We start from the raw sequence: 17,504 nt of genomic DNA on the forward strand, positions 1-17,504 counted from the left end.
CTGACGGTGACGACGGGCTTTCGCCGCAATGCAGCGAATTGACTTGCAAACGATGTTTCGCGTACATACCCTCAAACGAAAGATTGTTGCTAGGTCGCTTCGAGACCCCCAGCAGAGGACAGAAGTATGTCGCAGACGCAGAAAAATCAGACCACTGACAAGCCAACCAAGGATCGTCCGTGGTTGATTCGTACCTACGCTGGCCATTCCACCGCAAAAGCCTCAAACGCGCTCTACCGCTCCAATTTGGAAAAAGGCCAAACCGGCCTCTCTGTCGCCTTCGACCTGCCGACTCAGACCGGCTATGACAGCGACCACATTCTTGCACGCGGCGAAGTGGGCAAAGTGGGCGTTCCCGTCAGTCACCTCGGCGACATGCGCACCCTGTTTGATCAGATCCCGCTAGAGCAGATGAACACCTCCATGACAATCAACGCCACCGCCCCGTGGCTCTTGGCGCTTTATATCGCCACCGCGGAGGAGCAAGGCGCCGATGTCACCAAGCTGCAAGGCACGGTGCAAAACGACCTGATCAAAGAATACCTGTCACGCGGCACCTATATCTGCCCGCCGGAACCCAGCCTGAAGATGATCGCGGACGTGGCGGAGTACTGCTACACCAATGTGCCCAAGTGGAACCCAATGAACGTCTGTTCCTACCACCTGCAGGAGGCCGGTGCGACACCGGAGCAGGAGCTGGCCTTTGCGCTGGCCACCGCCATTGCCGTGCTCGACGCGCTGAAACCCCGCGTGCCTGCACAAGATTTCCCAGCCCTCGCCGGCCGCATCTCTTTCTTTGTGAACGCGGGCATCCGCTTTGTCACCGAGATGTGCAAGATGCGCGCCTTTGTGGATCTCTGGGACGAAATTCTTGTTGAGCGGTATGGCGTGACCGATCCCAAATTCCGCCGCTTCCGCTATGGCGTTCAGGTCAACTCGCTAGGCCTCACCGAGCAGCAGCCAGAGAATAACGTCTATCGAATTCTGATCGAAATGCTCGCTGTAACTCTGTCCAAAAAGGCCCGCGCCCGCGCGGTGCAATTGCCTGCTTGGAACGAAGCGCTTGGTTTGCCACGCCCCTGGGATCAGCAATGGTCCATGCGCATGCAGCAAATCATGGCGTTTGAAACCGACCTTTTGGAATACGACGACCTGTTTGACGGAAACCCTGCGGTCGATGCCAAAGTGGAAGAGTTAAAAGACGGCGCGCGTCGCGAGTTGGCCAATTTGGGAAGCATGGGCGGTGCTATTGGCGCGATTGACTATATGAAATCTCGTCTTGTCGACAGCAACGCCGAGCGCCTGAACCGCATCGAGGCGGGTGAGACTATTGTTGTGGGCGTGAACAAGTTCCAAAAGGGCGAAGCCTCTCCATTGATGACCGGAGATGGCGGCATCATGGTGGTGGATCCTGCCGTGGAGCAGGAACAGATCACCCGCCTCAACGACTGGCGCAGCCAACGCAACAACGCCGCCGTGGAAAAAGCTCTGGCCGACCTGCGCGCCGCTGCTGCTGATGGCAAAAACGTCATGCCCGCGTCAATTGCCGCGGCCAAAGCGGGCGTCACCACCGGTGAATGGGCCGCACAGATGCGTGTGGTGCACGGTGAATACCGGGGCCCAACCGGTGTCTCTGGCGCCCCATCTAACAAAACCGAAGGTCTGGACGAATTACGGGACGCGGTAAACACTGTCTCTGACAAACTTGGGCGCCGCCTGAAATTTGTCATTGGTAAACCGGGACTTGACGGCCACTCTAACGGTGCAGAGCAAATAGCCTTCCGCGCCCGAGATTGCGGTATGGACATCACCTACGATGGCATTCGCCTCACCCCAGAAGAAATCGTCGCCAAGGCCATTGAAGACGACGCCCATGTGGTTGGCCTGTCGATCCTGTCAGGGTCGCACATTCCACTGGTCGAAGACCTAATGCAGCGCATGCGCGATGTTGGCTTGGGCGACACCCCCGTCATTGTTGGTGGCATCATTCCGGACGAAGATGCCGAGCGTCTGCGTGCCATGGGTGTATCCCGCGTCTATACGCCAAAAGACTTTGAGCTCAACACCATCATGGGGGACATCGTCACCTTGGCGAATCCCGCCTCTGTGGCCGCGCAATAGCGCGGCCCGACCGCCCTCGAATAAGTCTCAATTCTTTCGAATAGCGCAGATGGAACGGGTAGGGAAAACCCTACCATCAATTTCAGGTTGCAAAACCTCCTAAACATCTCCCAAAAATAGTCTTCCGGCTTGCAAATCCGCCAAATCCGCTGCGATTATCCTTCCTGGACGTAATAGACGAGTGGACACTCCAAATGAAATTGGAAGAAATGGGTCGTGAAGAGTTGATTGACCTGCGGGCGCGGATTGATATCCAACTCGAAAAACGCGAAGCACAACGCAAAACGGATGCTTTGAAAGCCATTGAAGAAGCCGCCGAAAAATACGGTTTCTCCCTGGAAGAACTGGCCAGTGTAACCGGCAAAAAGCGCGGCGGCCTGATGAAAGGCGTGCCAAAATACGCGCATCCCGACGACAAAACCAAAACCTGGACCGGCAAAGGCCGCAAACCCAAATGGTTTGACGAAGCGCTGGCCGCTGGTATCGCGCCGGACGCCATGGAAATCTAAGCCTGCCTGAAAGGCTCCAAACACAAAGCCGAAGCGCGTTGAGACACGCCGCTTCGGCTTTTTCTTTTTTCAACAGATGTTTTTCAGATTTTCGACTTGTCCCTCGCTACAATTTTGAGCATCTGATTCACTCTTATACGTTTGCACATGCTGCAAACCTCCCCGCCCATAGAAAAACACAAAGGAATTGTCATGACCGTACATATTGGAGCCCAACCCGGAGACATCGCAGAAACCGTTCTTCTGCCTGGCGATCCTTACCGCGCCAAATGGGCGGCGGACACATTCCTGACCGACGTGAAACTGGTGAACGAAGTGCGTGGCATGCTGGGCTTCACTGGCATGTGGAAAGGCAACCGCGTCACCATCCACGGCTCCGGCATGGGTATGCCCTCGCTCTCCATCTACGTGAACGAGCTGATCAAAGACTACGGCGCCAAAACCCTGATCCGCATCGGCTCCTGCGGCGGCATGCAAGACAGCGTGAAAGTGCGTGACGTGATTGTTGCCATGACCGCAACCACGCTCTCCACCCCATCGCGCGGCATTTTCAAAGAATTGAACTTCGCCCCTTGCGCCGATTACAGCCTGCTGCGCGCCGCAGCTGACGCGGCAGAGGCCAAAGGCACTGCCACGCACGTGGGCGGCATCTACAGTTCCGACGTGTTCTACGACGAGCGCCCGGACCTGACCGAGCAGATGACCCGCCACGGCATCCTTGGCGTCGAGATGGAAGCTGCCGAGCTTTACAACCTTGCCGCCCGCCACGGTCGTCGCGCGCTAGCGGTTCTGACCGTGTCTGACCATCTGCTGACCGGCGAAGCCCTGCCCTCTGAGGACCGCGAAAAGACCTTTGGCGACATGGTTGAAATCGCGCTCGAAGCCGCCTTCGCCTGATCCGCAACACATCCCGTCAGGCGGCCGCGCACATCTTGCGACAGGCCGCCTGACATGCCACACACGCCCCTAACCGCTGCACCCGCAGCCCAACGACACAAGGGGCCCTCCATGACACGTGTATTGCAAGCTCAACGCAAGGAACCGGTTTCCGGCGAAACCCGCTCTGCGGTGATTTTCCTGCACGGCTACGGCGCCAACGGGGCCGACCTGATGGGATTGGCCGATCCGCTTGCCGAGCACCTGCCAGACACGTTGTTCCTGGCCCCCGACGCGCCGGAAGAAATCCCCGGCATGCCAATGGGCCGTCAATGGTTCCCAATCCCCTGGATCGACGGCTCTTCTGAAGAAGAAAGCGAACGTGGCATGATGGCCGCTGTCGAAGATCTCAACGCCTTCCTGGATGCGGTCATGGTTGACGAAGACCTGCTGCCCGAACAGGTTGTGCTTCTTGGCTTCTCCCAAGGCACCATGATGAGCCTACATGTGGCGCCCCGCCGCGAAGATGAGATGGCTGGCATTGTGGCTTTCTCCGGTCGCCTGCTGCAACCGGACCTGCTCAAAGACGAAGCCGTCAGCAAACCGCCAATCCTGCTGATCCACGGCGATCAGGACGATGTGGTGCCGCCACAGTCACTGCCCGAAGCCGCCGAGGCCCTGCAAGAGGCCGGCTTTAGTGATGTCTACGCCCACATCATGAAGGGCACAGCCCACGGCATCGCCCCGGATGGCCTGAGCGTGGCCCTCGCCTTTATGCGCGACAAACTGGGCCTTTAAGGCCACGGGCTGCGCATTTTCGCAACAATCTCAAAGCCTGTGGCGCAAAAGTGTTTTGCGCCACCTGCCCGCTGCGGTAGGAAAATATAAGATTTGATGAATTGGATTTTATTGTGTTGCACGCCATCAGCCCCAAACCGTCTTTGTTCTGCCTGACCGCCCGGCGTGCAAAACTCGCAGGGTTTCTTTGCGCCACGGCACTTGTGCCCGCGCAGACCGTCCTTGCCCAAAGCGTAAACCCACTGGACAACGGCCCCACCCGCATCGGTTCGTTTGAAACCGGTAATATGTATGACGCCGGCACGCTGGAGCTCAACGTCGGAGCCCGTCAAACCAGCCCAAGCGACCGCGCTGGCACTGGCAACCAAAATTATCACGGCGGCGGATCTTACGCGTTTACCGATCGCTTTGCGCTTGGTCTGGAATTGCAAAACTACATCGACCCGGTTGGCGGCCCCATCGATGGGTTTCCCGGTGTTGGCCCAGAACGCATTCCTCAGCTGGAAACCAACCAAATTGCCCTCTGGGGCAAATACCAGCTCTACAAAGACGACAGGTGGGCCATCGCCGCGCTTGGCTCTGCCGAGGTCTTTACCAAAATGCAGACGGATCTCTGGGGCAGCTGGTTCCGCCCCCAGTCCAACGTCACCATCGGCGCTCTCAAAATGCCGATCACTTACACGCTCAATCCCAAATGGCAGTTTCACCTGACGCCCGGCATAGCCTTGGGCCCGGATGAAATCGACGGCGGTCAGTTCTATGGCAACATGATCACAATGGGTGCCGGGGTGTCTTACCGCCCGCACCCACGACTGGCCCTGTTTGGCACAGTCGAGTCCCCCCTAAACGCAGAAAACACCATTGCCAGTAGCGGCGAATGGGTGACTGAGCCGGTTTGGACCGCCGGTGGTCGGTACAACGTCACCCCCCGGGTCGCATTTGAAGGGTATGTCACCAACGGCTTCGGCATTTCGCCGGCCACCAGCACATGGGCCTTTTGGCCAGACGGCGACCACGTAATGGTTGGCGGGCGCCTGATTTACACACCGGGCGACAAACGGGACGAGAGCTACCGCACGTTGTCTCTGCCCACAACACAGCCGCAACTCAATGCCCAACAGGACGGCTTCACACTGGGATCTGCCGCAACGCTGGAACCTGGCCTGCTGCGCACAGATCTCTGGTACGGCAGTGACAACAACGCCGGTGCGTCGATCAATTTCAGCCCAGACCGGGACGTTGAGCTCCAGTTCATTTTTGAACAGTTCTCCGACAACACCACAGCCGACGCCAATCTGGTCCCCACCACCCATGTACGCTACATGATTGGGCCAAAACTGCGCCTGATGGATCAGAACAACGGCAATCCGTTCTCTCTTGCCGGGCGCATGCTGTATGGCCGCCAGATCAGCTCTTCCTCTCAAAAAGTTGGTGTGTTCTTCACCGACCTGACCGCCAATTACAAAGCCCGCAACGGTTTTTCCTTCACTGCAAGCCCCAAGATTGCCGCTTGGGGCAGCACAGAGCTTGTCGGTTTGGGCATGGGCATAGGCTATAACTTTGGCAATGGTCTCGAGCTGATGGCAGAGGCCACGCCGATCGGCCGTGATGGCAGCGAAACCACCTGGGCGGCCGGCGCGCGCTACCACCTCGGTCAATCCGGTTTCTCTGTGGATGCGCAAGCGACCAACGCGATTGGCCGGCACGGCATAGGCAGCATGATTGCGCAAGACGACACACGGTTTGCACTGACCCTATCCAAAACCTTCGATATCTCCGGTGCGAAATTCTGGTAATCGACCGCTTCATCGCTGAAAATTAAAGTCGCCCCGCCTCAAATACAGGTGGGGCGATTGCGTTTCAGGCACCAGACGTCACAATTCCGTCATCCACCCCTGCCATGCTGCAACTGCCACATCACAAATGCCGCAAACGCACATTGTGAGGCTTGTCAGAATGAGACCACGAGATATAGTAGATGTAGGCCTCGTGCCACTGCGGCACGAACGCAGCGAGGGAACACCCTTATGGACGGCGACTTTAGGACGGAATTTACGCGACATCCTGGCGGATTGAAGCATCATCCGGCATTGGTGCTCAATGCGGACTACCGCCCCCTCTCCTACTACCCTCTGTCACTATGGCCTTGGCAGGACGCCATCAAAGCCGCCTACATGGATCGGGTCGATATTGTGGCTGAATACGACCATGTGGTGCGCAGCCCCTCCACAGAAATACGGATCCCCTCTGTTGTGGTTCTCAAAGACTATGTAAAATTACAAAAGCGCGTGGCCTTCACGCGCTTTAATCTTTTTCTGCGGGACGGTTTTAGTTGCCAGTATTGCGGCTCGCGGGGAGACCTGACATTTGACCACGTCATTCCACGCGCCGCAGGCGGGATCACTAGCTGGGAGAATGTGGTCGCGGCCTGTTCCCCCTGCAACCTCAAGAAGGGCTCCAAAAGCCTGCGACAGATCGGCATGAGCCTGCGCAAACCACCGCGTCAGCCCGGGTCTGAGGAACTGCGCAACATCGGGCGCAAATTCCCACCCAATTTCTTGCATGAAAGCTGGATGGACTACCTCTATTGGGACGCGGAACTCGACGCCTGACACATCACGTGAAAAGCGTTAATGCGCCCCAGAGCCAAAAACTGCGCACCTCCGCAAAACAGTCGTGATACTGACGCTTTACCGACGTGGTTTTTTGCAGGTTAACGCCCCACTCCATGGCTCCGATCGTAGCCATTGACCGCGGGCGATCTCCAGCCCTCCAACGAACCTTCCTCCGGCGCAAACACCTCCACCAGCATCGGGTAACACGCCGCCGTATCAGAGCTGTGTTCACTGGAACAATCGCCCCCCGGACAAGCACTTAGAGCCCCCAACAGGTCAATTTCGGCAAAGAACTCCAGATAGTCCCCCGGCCGCACCGGACTGGCTTTCATGAAGTACTGCCCCGTGTCACGTGTGAACCCCGTGCACATAAAAACATTAAGAACATCATGCACATAGGGCTCCGCCTCATAAAGTGACATCCCCGTGTGTGCCGCCAAAGCGCGCGTCAGATTGGAGTGGCAGCAGTAGTGATACTGATCTCCATTCAATAAGTTACCAGTATAGGGATCGCAGCGCGTGCCAATCACGTCATGCACAGAGCCGCCATACGCATCGATCCCGTACCACCCCAAAGTGTCCTCCACAATGGTCGCCATCGGCCGCAGGGTCGGCAAGCTGGTCCACATCCTCTCGCCGGTTGTGATGTGCGTACCGTGCAAAGCTCTTGTTTTACCAGAGAAAAACCGCTCACTTAGGTCTTTTGAGTTCCACAGATTCAAGTCACCAACCTGCGGCCCTTCCACCGAGGAAATCCGAAAAAACTGCCCTGCAGGCACCTCAAAACACCGCGCATCCCGCGCCGGAATCAACACCTCGTCAACCTTCTCGGCAGTCTCTCGCGCCGCTTTGTAAAGCGCCAGCGGCACCTTCGGCAGCGTCTCATTTGGGTAGCAAATCACCGGCGCAATCGCGCGGCGGTCGTCGGCATCAGCGGGGGGCAAAGGCATGTCTGTCATGCCCCGATCCTGCCCCCGACCAAACGGTCTTGCAATGCAAAAAACCGTGTTATTTCACAGTGATGGTGATCACCTCAGACACAACCGGCGGGTTGTGTGGAACGTGAAACTCATCCCCCAAAACAAGCTGCAATGTGTGTGTTCCCGCAGGCAAATCCAAGGTTACTTCGGTTTGACCACCACCAAAATGCTTGTGATTGTCATCCGTTGGCACACCGTTCTCCATCAACTCCGTATCCTCAGCCCCTTCGCCCAAGGGCGGGCGGTTGATGAAAATATGATGGTGTCCGGTGTTTTCTTTCTCTGTTCCGGCAGGAGCAACCCCCATGCCAGACAACCCAAAATTCACCACAAACGGCGCTTCCACAGAATCGCCATCACTGAGATTTATGAAGTAGACCATTGCCCCATCCGCCGACGGCGTATCCCCTGCAAAAGCCTGGGAACTCAGCATAATTGCCAAAGCAGCTACAAATTTCTTCATCACATTTCCTCCGAACTCTTAAACAATGTTCGGAGGATAACACACATCCCAAGGCTATCTAAACGCTCCGGCCTGCAGCCCGCCCAGAGAAGATACAGCCGCCAAGGAACGTACCTTCCAAGGCGTTGTAGCCATGATACCCACCGCCGCCAAAACCCGCGACCTCTCCAGCCGCAAACAGCCCTTCAAACGCCCTGCCGTCCGGCCGCAGCACTTGCCCGGTGACATCCGTATGCAGCCCACCTAGGGACTTACGCGTCAGGATATTCAGCCGCACCGCAATTAGTGGTCCGTTGGCTTGATCCAGAATGCGGTGCGGCTTGGCGGTCCGGATTAGCCGATCCCCACGATAGCTGCGCGCGCCGCGAATGGCTGTCACCTGAGCATCCTTGCAATACTCATTGTCAATCTGCGCATCCCGCGCCTCAATCTGAGATCGAATTTTCTCAAGTGTCACAGGCACATCCGGCGTGACTTTGTTCATTCCGGCAACCAGTTCTTCCAACGAGTTGGCCACAACAAAATCTTCGCCGTGCTCCTTGAACGCCTCAACAGGCCCCGGCGCACCTTTGTTCATCACCCGTCGCTTAAGCACCTCCGACCACTTGCCAGACGTCAGGTCCGGATTCTGCTCAGACCCAGACAGAGCGAACTCCTTTTCGATGATCTTTTGGGTCAGAATGAACCAGCTATGTTCATGACCCGTCGACAAAATCCGCTTTAGCGTGCCCAAGCTGTCAAACCCTGGCAAATACGGCGCTTCCATTCGGTCTCCCAGGGCATCAAACCACATCGAGCTTGGTCCCGGCAGAATACGGATGCCGTGATTGGGCCAAATCGGATCCCAGTTCGCCAGCCCCTCAGTATAGTGCCACATGCGGTCAGCATTGATGATCCCAGCCCCAGCCCCTTCGGCTACGCGCTGCATCTGCCCATCCACATAGTCCGGCACACCGGCCACCATACGTTGTGGCACTTTTCCAAGCCGGTCCTCCGGCCAGTAGCGTCGCACCATGTCATGGTCGCCACCAATGCCGCCAGAAGTGATCACCACCGCCTCCGCGCGGTGTTCAAAGTCGCCCACGACCTCACGGGATGTGGATCGTCCTCGCTCTGCCGCGTCATCAGACAAAACATGCCCTCGCACACCTTTGACAACGCCATTTTCCACAATCAAGTCAGCGACTTTATGCCGAAACGCCAATTCCACACGCCCGCCGGAAACATGCTCCCGCACCAGCCTTTCAAACGGTGCCACAACGCCCGGTCCCGTGCCCCAAGTGATGTGAAACCGTGGCACCGAATTGCCATGCCCATGCGCCATCTCACCACCGCGCTCGGCCCAGCCCACAATTGGGAACCAGCGCATGCCGATGTCCTGCAACCACGTGCGCATCTCGCCCGAACAGAATTCCAGATAGCCTTCCGCAACCTTGCGTGGATTTGCGTCCTCCGGCCGGTCAAACTGCGCAGAGCCTATCCAATCCGCCATCGCCAGATCCGGACTGTCTTTGATGCCCATGCGCCGCTGTTCTGGCGTATCCACCATAAACAACCCGCCCAGAGACCAAAACGCCTGCCCACCCAGGCTCTGTTCGCCTTCCTGATCCAGCAGCAGCACCTGACGCCCCCGGCTCGCCGCCTCATTGGCCGCCACAAGCCCTGCCAGGCCGCCGCCCACGATGATCACATCGGTCATGGCACATCCTCCCCTGTTTCGGGAAAGGCTAGCCTCAGCTCCGCAAACCGCCAAGCCAGACCTAACGTCAGCGCCGCGTCCAAATAAAAAGCGCCCCGATACCTCGGAGCGCTATTCATCAGTTGTATGTCTGGCTTAAGCGGCTTTCACATACTCATAATATGTCTCGCTAGACGGTTTCACCTCTGCGATGCGCGGTGGCTGGGTATAGTAGCCATAGGCTTGTTCCAGGACTTCCTGCGCGCGGACGGCAAAATCTTCAGGGCTTTCGTTTTTAGACGCGGACATTGGTGCACTCCATGTAAATCCGGTGTCCTCCCTCGCCCGCCATTTTAAATTAGATTACGCACCCGTAAACCGCCGATCCTGCAATCACGCTATGCAAGAATTGCAAATGTATGCGGTGGGATACATCTTTGTCCAAAGAAAAAGCCCGCCTGAAACAGACGGGTTTTCCAAAACCTCTTCACATCAATTTAGACGTGCCGTTCGATCAACATCTTCTTGATCTCGCCAATCGCCTTTGCCGGGTTCAATCCCTTTGGGCAGGTTTTGGCACAGTTCATGATGGTGTGGCAGCGGTACAGCTTGAAGGAATCTTCCAATTCGTCCAAGCGCTCGCCCGTCGCCTCATCGCGGCTGTCGATAATCCAGCGGTAGGCGTGCAACAGCGCTGCTGGGCCAAGGTATTTGTCGCCATTCCACCAGTAGCTTGGGCAGGAAGTGGAGCAAGACGCACACATCACACACTCATACAGCCCATCAAGTTTCTTGCGGTCTTCAATCGACTGGCGCCATTCTTTTGCCGGTCGGTTGGTTTTGGTTTCCAACCACGGCATGATCGACGCGTGCTGCGCGTAGAAGTGGGTCAGATCCGGGATCAGGTCTTTCACCACCGACATATGCGGCAGCGGGTAGATCTTCACGTCCCCTTTGACCTCATCCAAACCATAAATACAGGCCAGCGTGTTGATACCATCCACGTTCATCGCGCAGGACCCACAAATGCCTTCACGGCAAGACCGGCGGAAGGTCAGCGTTGGATCAATCTCATTTTTGATCTTGATCAGCGCATCCAAGATCATCGGGCCACACTTGTCCATATCGAGGAAATATGTGTCGATCTGAGGGTTTTTACCGTCGTCCGGGTTCCAGCGATAAATCTGGAACTTGCGCACGTTGGTCGCACCTTCTGGCTTGGGCCAGGTCTTGCCGGTCACAATCCGACTGTTCTTGGGGAGGGCAAATTCGACCATGGTCTTTCCTTCCTATACGTGGGCGCGCGCGATGCGCATACCTTCGTCCTGTTCAGGCTTTCTGCGATGGCATCGGACCATCGGCAAAAAGCGTTTGATTGTTCTTAATCAGCTCGGCCACCTGTTTGCGGACGGGCTGCGCGAGCGCCAACTGATTGAGTTGACGCATAAACTCTAGAGCCCCGGGGTTGAGGCTTTGGTTGGACCGCCCTGCAAGCGGTTCCAACGTATCGATCTCGGCATCCAACAGCCCTGCAAAGCGCAACAACTGGCGACCTGGACGGTCTGGTGTGATCTCGTTCTCAAGGGCAAACACACGCACACGCTCCGCGCCTAGGAGACCGTGCATTTCTGCCTGCACCGCATCCCAATCCCGGCTACGCGCGGTTTCCTTGAGGAAATCCTCCAGCGTGCCTTCATAACCATCCGACTTCACTGCCTGGTTATGAACACTGCGCTTCCAGTTCTGCATATTCCGCGTGTACAGCACGTAGTCGGGCTCAAACGGCGCCAAATGGGTCTCAAACAAACGGATGATCTCAGTCAATCGCGGGGAAACTTCCCGTACATCGGACCGCCCCATCATCGCGCCACAGATGTTCTCGTGGCTGATGATGCAAACGCGATCATCACCTTCCAACTCCGCACGCACTTGCTGAAGCAGCGCAACCAAATCTGTTTCATGTTTGGCTGGGCGCATGCTGAACAGAGTACAAGCCCGGCCCAACTCTCGGGTCAGCGAGCCTTTGGATGGCACCCGAATATCCAAGCGGTCTGCCAAAGCTTCAAGATTACGCGACAAAAAGCGATGCAGCGACGTTGATCCCGTCTTCTGCGCCCCAATATGCACGATCACACGACGAGACGACATCAGATGCCCCCCCGCAGCACAATGTGCAGATCATATGTCCCGCATGTTACCGGCAATAGCGGCTCCCACCATGCATGACGTCCGCACTCTTGGGACATCCGGTCACGAGATCGATCTGCTTTTGTGCCTGATACTGAGGATCAGCAAGCTTGTTGCAAGACATCTTAAACTTGATGCCACGCCCAATTGAAGCCCCACCAACACCGGCTCCCATCAACAGCCAGAACTCAGACGCGGTCCCGTACGAGGCTATTGTTGCAGCAGTGATAATAGTCCCCACAATCAGATGTGCATTCCCCTGGCGGTGACATTGCGCCACCAGTTCTTTGCTCGCCACATTTGTCGCAGATAGCGCAGCACTGAACTGCACGTCATAGGTGTCGTTCAAACAGTCGTTGATTTTCTGGACACCGGCTTCCGTCCCACCGGTGGCGACCAAAACCGTCGGAACCTTCTTGTTCACCGCAACAAGATAACTGCCTGGCGCATGGGTTCTGGACATGCAGGATTGCACCTGTTCAACAACAACCGAGGTCTCAGCTGAAACCTGTGTCGTCAAACCGGCAACAACCATACAAAATCCGAAACCCAACGCTTTCATCAGAACGTCCGTGCCTTCGGTGCGATCTTCTTCAGACTGATACCACCTTCATCTTCGGTGGTCAGAGGATCTTTGATCACCGGACGATAGGTCAAGTCCACCTTGTTGCCGTCCACACGGCTCACAGTGTGCACACGCCAGTTCTTGTCGTCCCGCTCGGAATAGTCCTCATGCGCATGCGCACCACGGCTTTCTTTCCGGGCTTCTGCACCATGGATCGTCGCCAGCGCGTTTGGCATCAGGTTGGTCAGTTCCAGCGTTTCCATCAGATCGCTGTTCCAAACGAGAGAGGTGTCCGTGACGTGCAGATCGTCGATCTTCGCCGCGATGTCGGTCATCTTCTCGACACCCTCTTTCAGCGTCTTGTCGGTCCGGAACACAGCTGCATCCGCCTGCATAGTGCGCTGCATTTCCAGACGCAGCTCCGCAGTTGGGGCGCCACCTTTGGCATTGCGCACGTTATCTAGCCGATCAAATGCCGCATCAACAGACGCCTGGTTCAGAACCGGATTTGCCGCATCCGCATCCACAACCTTACCGGCGCGAATGGCCGAGGCGCGACCAAACACCACAAGGTCGATCAGCGAGTTGGAGCCAAGACGGTTTGCACCGTGTACAGAGGCACAGCCCGCTTCACCCACAGCCATCAGGCCCGGCACAACACGGGTTGGGTCTTCGGCGGATGGATTTAACACCTCACCCCAATAGTTGGTTGGAATACCGCCCATATTGTAGTGCACCGTTGGCAGAACCGGGATTGGTTCTTTGTTCACATCCACACCGGCAAAAATCTTCGCAGATTCAGAGATCCCGGGCAGACGCTCCGCCAACGCTTCGGCTGGCAAGTGGTTGAGGTTCAGGTGAATATGATCCCCGTTCTCCCCCACACCGCGCCCTTCGCGGATCTCCATGGTCATAGAGCGAGACACGTAGTCACGTGGCGCAAGGTCTTTGTACTGCGGCGCGTAACGCTCCATAAAGCGCTCACCTTCAGAGTTGGTCAAATAACCACCCTCGCCACGTGCGCCCTCAGTGATCAGACAGCCGGAACCGTAGATCCCTGTTGGGTGGAACTGGACAAATTCCATATCCTGCAGCGGCAAACCGGCACGGGCCACCATGCCACCACCATCACCGGTACAAGTGTGTGCAGAGGTTGCAGAGAAATACGCGCGGCCATAGCCACCGGTCGCCAGAACAACCATCTTTGCGTTGAAAACGTGCATTGTGCCGTCGTCGAGCTTCCAACAGACCACACCCTGACACTGACCGTCTTCAGACATGATCAGATCAAGCGCGAAATACTCGATGTAGAACTCAGCGTTGTTCTTGACCGACTGACCATACAGCGTGTGCAGGATCGCATGGCCGGTCCGGTCAGCCGCAGCACAGGTCCGCTGTACCGCTGGGCCTTCACCAAACTCGGTGGTGTGACCACCAAATGGGCGCTGGTAAATCTTGCCTTCTTCCGTGCGCGAGAACGGCACACCGTAGTGTTCCAGCTCATAAACCGCTTTTGGCGCTTCACGTGCGAGATACTCCATCGCGTCCGTGTCACCCAGCCAGTCCGAGCCTTTCACAGTGTCATACATGTGCCACTGCCAGTTATCCGGGCCCATGTTGGACAAGGACGCCGCGATACCACCCTGCGCCGCAACTGTGTGCGACCGGGTTGGGAAAACTTTGGTCACACAGGCGGTGCGCAGGCCTTGTTCAGCCATGCCCAGCGTCGCGCGCAGACCAGCGCCGCCGGCGCCAATAACCACGACATCATATTCGTGGGTTTCATATTCGTATGCTGCAGTCATCTTTTAGATCCTTACGCGCGGGGTCACAGAGCAAGCTTAACAAGCGCAAAAAGGCCTGCCGCGATCAGGGCGACACAAAATGCTTTGTTTGCCACCAAAAGCAGTTTGCCAGCCACGCCATGCACATAGTCTTCAATGGCTTCCTGCGCCTCATTCATCAGGTGGACCAGCCCCACAACCAGCCCAAGGCCGGTCACAATCGCTGGAAACGGACGGCTGAAGTAGGCAATCACTTCTTCATAGGAGCCGCCAAGGCCGCACCCGAAGGTGAAGATGAACAAAGGTGCCAAAACACCCATGATCACCGAGCGCACCATCATCTGCCAATGGGCTGCTGTGCCGTTGCGGCCCGAGCCAAGGCCCACGGCGCGTTTGCGGTCAGTCAGATATCGCATCGTGTTTCTCCTTACACCGCAATCACAGTGATGATGGTCAGCACAGTTGCGCCGACAAACATGCCCAGCCCCATACGCTCGGACGTTTTTACATCCATGCAGTAGCCGAGATCCCAGATCACGTGACGCAGACGGCCAAGCGTGTGATACCACAGGCCCCAAGCCCCAGCGGTAAGCAGAAGACCACCAAACCAGCTGCGCATAAAGCCATCGATGCCGGCGAAAGCACTCGCGGAGGTTGCCGCGGCCAGAAGCCACCAAACAACAAAGAAGGCCACACCCAGCACGCCGAGGCCACTGATGCGAACCATGATGGACGACGCGGAGGTCATCTGCGGGCGGTAGATACTCAAGTGAGGCGAAAGCGGGCGGTTGCCCCGATTGACATCGGCCATATTGGCTCCTTTCAGGTTAGCTGAAATCGTTTTACCGCTTTTTTGCACCTTGTCACGGTTTCAATACCCTAAATGTCGTGGTTTTTTCGTGCAATGCCACGGATTTTCCACTTTTGTGATCACGCATTTTTATATGTGATCACACTTGGGCCGGAGAGTCTTTTTGTCGGGAAAAATTCCTCCAATCTCAACAATTCCTCAACCTGTACACTCCCATAAGATGTTTGCGCTCACAAATTGATGGGGCCGAATGCCTTTATCGCAGTTCCGACAGTTGCTGAGCCACTTCACGCATCAGTTTTTGCCGAATCCTTTTGGGATATTCCTCAAATCCATTTGCGGTCACGACAAACGCTCCCGGCCCTGTGATCACATTTTCCCAGTAGTACCCCGTGAGGTCATCTTCCTCAGTTTCGATGACCAGACCATTCACCGTCACACCCATCCGGCTAAGCTGTCTTCTTCCAGCGTCAGGGGCGCTGCCTTCATTTGATGGCCCATCGCCCGACACGTCCAACACCATCCTGCGACACGCAGGACCGACCTCAAACTCAACTGCCGCCCGGGACAATGCATCGCCAATCGCCGTCGAATACCTGCGCCACCCGCGTGGCGCGGCATCCACCGCAACGGCCAAAGCCTCTGCCTCCACTCCGTTGCGCACCCGCATCCATGGCACCGACATCACTTGCCGATCCGCGCCGGTCCACTGCATCACAGCCACCGCAGCCTCCGCCTTGATCAAAGCCTCAACAACAACGCCGTCCCGCAAGCCCGCGGAAAGCCCCTGCATCTGAATGTCATACTCAGTGGCATCCACACTGCCGGACACATCCACCGCCAACAAAAGCGCGAGATCGCAGGCTTGGAGGCTCACTTTGGAAAACGCCAAAATGGCACAAGAAAGAAACAGAGATTTCCACATGCCAGTAGACTATAGGCGCGTTGCACTTCACACGGTCACAAATTTGTGCGCGTCACCCTTCACGAATAGCCTCGGCCATTACTTTCCCAGTGCTATCAAAGTGCGGAGCCAATTCTCGGTCCACGTCGTCCCAGCGATCGAAATTTAGCAGAGCATCAAGCAGTTCATCGGGCACCCCCTCAATAAACGCCTTGCGATAACGTGTCGGCGGATGGGTGCTGTCCACAGCCAGTAACTCTGCTTCATGTGTGCTCAACGCAACTTGCCGCTCCTCATCCGGCAAGGCAAATACCGTATCGGCCATGCGCTGGCTGAAAACCAGTCCGTTCTCGTCCCTTTTTGGCCAAATCGCGGACCGCAAGCGTTGGGTTGGCTCGATCAACACGATGATGTCCAAAAGACCTAATACTGCCGGACGACCAGCCACTTCTGCAGATCTTGTATCCGCATGATACTCGGCCTTTTGGCTGTCTGCATACTTCAGCTTTTCTAGCGCGATCAGCAAAGTCTCCAATATCACACGAAAGGTCGCCGAGATAGCGTCTGCAATCAATCCTTGGCTCTCACGTTCAACAATCCCGAACTGCGCATCATAGACCATCGTTGGTTCAGAAACTTCCAGCAACCCAACCAGGACGGCCTCCGCTTGATGCCCCCACACACCCTTTTCCGCATCTTTGTTTGCTAGATGTGCAACCTCATGCGCCAATAACGCCAATCTTTGATCACGGTCAGCTGCCAACCAAAGAAGGGACCCGATACCCAAAATTCGCTGCCGCTCAGCCTCCTGTGCATAAGCGTTGAAGCCCGCAAAAACTGTAAACTTGTCGACCTTTGGCGCATTCATCCGCTCCGAAATCTGATCGACCAACTCGGTCAACGCAGGAAAATGAATTCGATCCAAGCAGCGTTCAGGCAGCTTTGTGCGTCGCGGGCGCAGAAACCATGCCATCGCTAAACAGGTGCCACCAAGCACCAGTAAGATTAAATTGGGGAAGTCAAACTGTATTAACAAAACGCCCAGCACGACAAAAACAAAAGGGCTTGCCAGAACCAGTAAACTAAAAAGCAGAAGCCAAAAGCTTGGCTTGCTACGTGCTGGAGTACGGGATGCGACTTCCTTCAGGGCCGAAAGATAGACGCCTTCTCCCATTCTGCGATTCAAATCTTTGCGGAAATTTTCAATCATGAG

18 protein-coding genes are annotated in these 17,504 nt (G+C 56.4%); 6 read left to right on the forward strand and 12 right to left on the reverse strand.

What is annotated here, in order from left to right:
- Positions 1-126: 126 nt before the first annotated feature.
- From QZ517_RS02160 to QZ517_RS02185, 6 genes are all read left to right on the forward strand, one after another.
- Positions 127-2,121 (forward strand): protein meaA, encoded by a 1,995-nt coding sequence (locus QZ517_RS02160; protein WP_294221361.1) that lies wholly within the window; start codon positions 127-129, stop codon positions 2,119-2,121.
- Positions 2,122-2,315: 194 nt separating this feature from the next.
- On the forward strand, positions 2,316-2,630 hold the full coding sequence (locus QZ517_RS02165; RefSeq protein WP_294221371.1) for an H-NS histone family protein: 315 nt from the start codon (positions 2,316-2,318) through the stop codon (positions 2,628-2,630).
- Between the two features lie 192 nt (positions 2,631-2,822).
- A complete protein-coding gene (gene deoD / locus QZ517_RS02170; protein ID WP_294221374.1) occupies positions 2,823-3,527 on the forward strand; it encodes a purine-nucleoside phosphorylase in 705 nt (234 codons plus the stop codon).
- 111 nt (positions 3,528-3,638) lie between these two features.
- Positions 3,639-4,304, forward strand: a complete 666-nt coding sequence (locus tag QZ517_RS02175) for an alpha/beta fold hydrolase (RefSeq protein WP_294221379.1) — start codon at positions 3,639-3,641, stop codon at positions 4,302-4,304.
- A 101-nt stretch (positions 4,305-4,405) separates the two neighbouring features.
- A complete protein-coding gene (locus tag QZ517_RS02180) occupies positions 4,406-6,100 on the forward strand; it encodes a hypothetical protein (RefSeq protein ID WP_294221383.1) in 1,695 nt (564 codons plus the stop codon).
- 231 nt (positions 6,101-6,331) lie between these two features.
- A complete protein-coding gene (locus tag QZ517_RS02185; protein ID WP_294221387.1) occupies positions 6,332-6,916 on the forward strand; it encodes an HNH endonuclease in 585 nt (194 codons plus the stop codon).
- A gap of 101 nt (positions 6,917-7,017) precedes the next feature.
- On the opposite strand, the gene QZ517_RS02190 is transcribed toward QZ517_RS02185, so the two are convergent.
- The 12 genes from QZ517_RS02190 to QZ517_RS02245 form a co-directional block, all read right to left on the reverse strand.
- Positions 7,018-7,878 (reverse strand): DUF1989 domain-containing protein, encoded by an 861-nt coding sequence (locus QZ517_RS02190; protein ID WP_294221390.1) that lies wholly within the window; start codon positions 7,876-7,878, stop codon positions 7,018-7,020.
- A gap of 49 nt (positions 7,879-7,927) precedes the next feature.
- The gene (locus tag QZ517_RS02195) at positions 7,928-8,362 is read right to left on the reverse strand and encodes a DUF4399 domain-containing protein (protein WP_294221393.1); all 435 of its coding nucleotides are present in this window, start codon (positions 8,360-8,362) and stop codon (positions 7,928-7,930) included.
- 58 nt (positions 8,363-8,420) lie between these two features.
- Entirely contained in the window at positions 8,421-10,061 is a 1,641-nt protein-coding gene (locus QZ517_RS02200; protein WP_294221397.1) for an FAD-binding dehydrogenase, read from the reverse strand.
- Between the two features lie 135 nt (positions 10,062-10,196).
- Positions 10,197-10,349 carry a hypothetical protein gene (locus QZ517_RS02205; RefSeq protein WP_294221400.1) on the reverse strand — a complete coding sequence of 51 codons (153 nt, stop codon included), beginning with the start codon at positions 10,347-10,349 and terminating at the stop codon, positions 10,197-10,199.
- Positions 10,350-10,537: 188 nt separating this feature from the next.
- Positions 10,538-11,317: a succinate dehydrogenase iron-sulfur subunit gene (locus tag QZ517_RS02210; RefSeq protein WP_283427031.1), complete on the reverse strand. Its 780-nt coding sequence runs from the start codon at positions 11,315-11,317 to the stop codon at positions 10,538-10,540.
- A 52-nt stretch (positions 11,318-11,369) separates the two neighbouring features.
- Positions 11,370-12,188: a hypothetical protein gene (locus QZ517_RS02215; protein ID WP_294221407.1), complete on the reverse strand. Its 819-nt coding sequence runs from the start codon at positions 12,186-12,188 to the stop codon at positions 11,370-11,372.
- Positions 12,189-12,234: 46 nt separating this feature from the next.
- Positions 12,235-12,789, reverse strand: a complete 555-nt coding sequence (locus QZ517_RS02220; RefSeq protein ID WP_294221410.1) for a hypothetical protein — start codon at positions 12,787-12,789, stop codon at positions 12,235-12,237.
- A complete protein-coding gene (gene sdhA / locus QZ517_RS02225; RefSeq protein ID WP_294221413.1) occupies positions 12,789-14,597 on the reverse strand; it encodes a succinate dehydrogenase flavoprotein subunit in 1,809 nt (602 codons plus the stop codon). The genes QZ517_RS02220 and sdhA overlap by 1 nt, the downstream gene beginning before the upstream one ends.
- Before the next feature lie 23 nt (positions 14,598-14,620).
- Entirely contained in the window at positions 14,621-14,992 is a 372-nt protein-coding gene (gene sdhD, locus QZ517_RS02230) for a succinate dehydrogenase, hydrophobic membrane anchor protein (RefSeq protein WP_294221417.1), read from the reverse strand.
- A gap of 11 nt (positions 14,993-15,003) precedes the next feature.
- Positions 15,004-15,387: a succinate dehydrogenase, cytochrome b556 subunit gene (gene sdhC, locus QZ517_RS02235; protein ID WP_294221421.1), complete on the reverse strand. Its 384-nt coding sequence runs from the start codon at positions 15,385-15,387 to the stop codon at positions 15,004-15,006.
- A 256-nt stretch (positions 15,388-15,643) separates the two neighbouring features.
- The gene (locus tag QZ517_RS02240; RefSeq protein WP_366765994.1) at positions 15,644-16,264 is read right to left on the reverse strand and encodes a DUF1194 domain-containing protein; all 621 of its coding nucleotides are present in this window, start codon (positions 16,262-16,264) and stop codon (positions 15,644-15,646) included.
- 100 nt (positions 16,265-16,364) lie between these two features.
- Positions 16,365-17,501: a M48 family metallopeptidase gene (locus tag QZ517_RS02245; RefSeq protein ID WP_294221426.1), complete on the reverse strand. Its 1,137-nt coding sequence runs from the start codon at positions 17,499-17,501 to the stop codon at positions 16,365-16,367.
- Positions 17,502-17,504 lie beyond the last annotated feature (3 nt).

Origin of the sequence: uncultured Shimia sp. (assembly GCF_913054185.1) — a bacterium.
Taxonomy (GTDB): Bacteria; Pseudomonadota; Alphaproteobacteria; order Rhodobacterales; family Rhodobacteraceae; genus Shimia.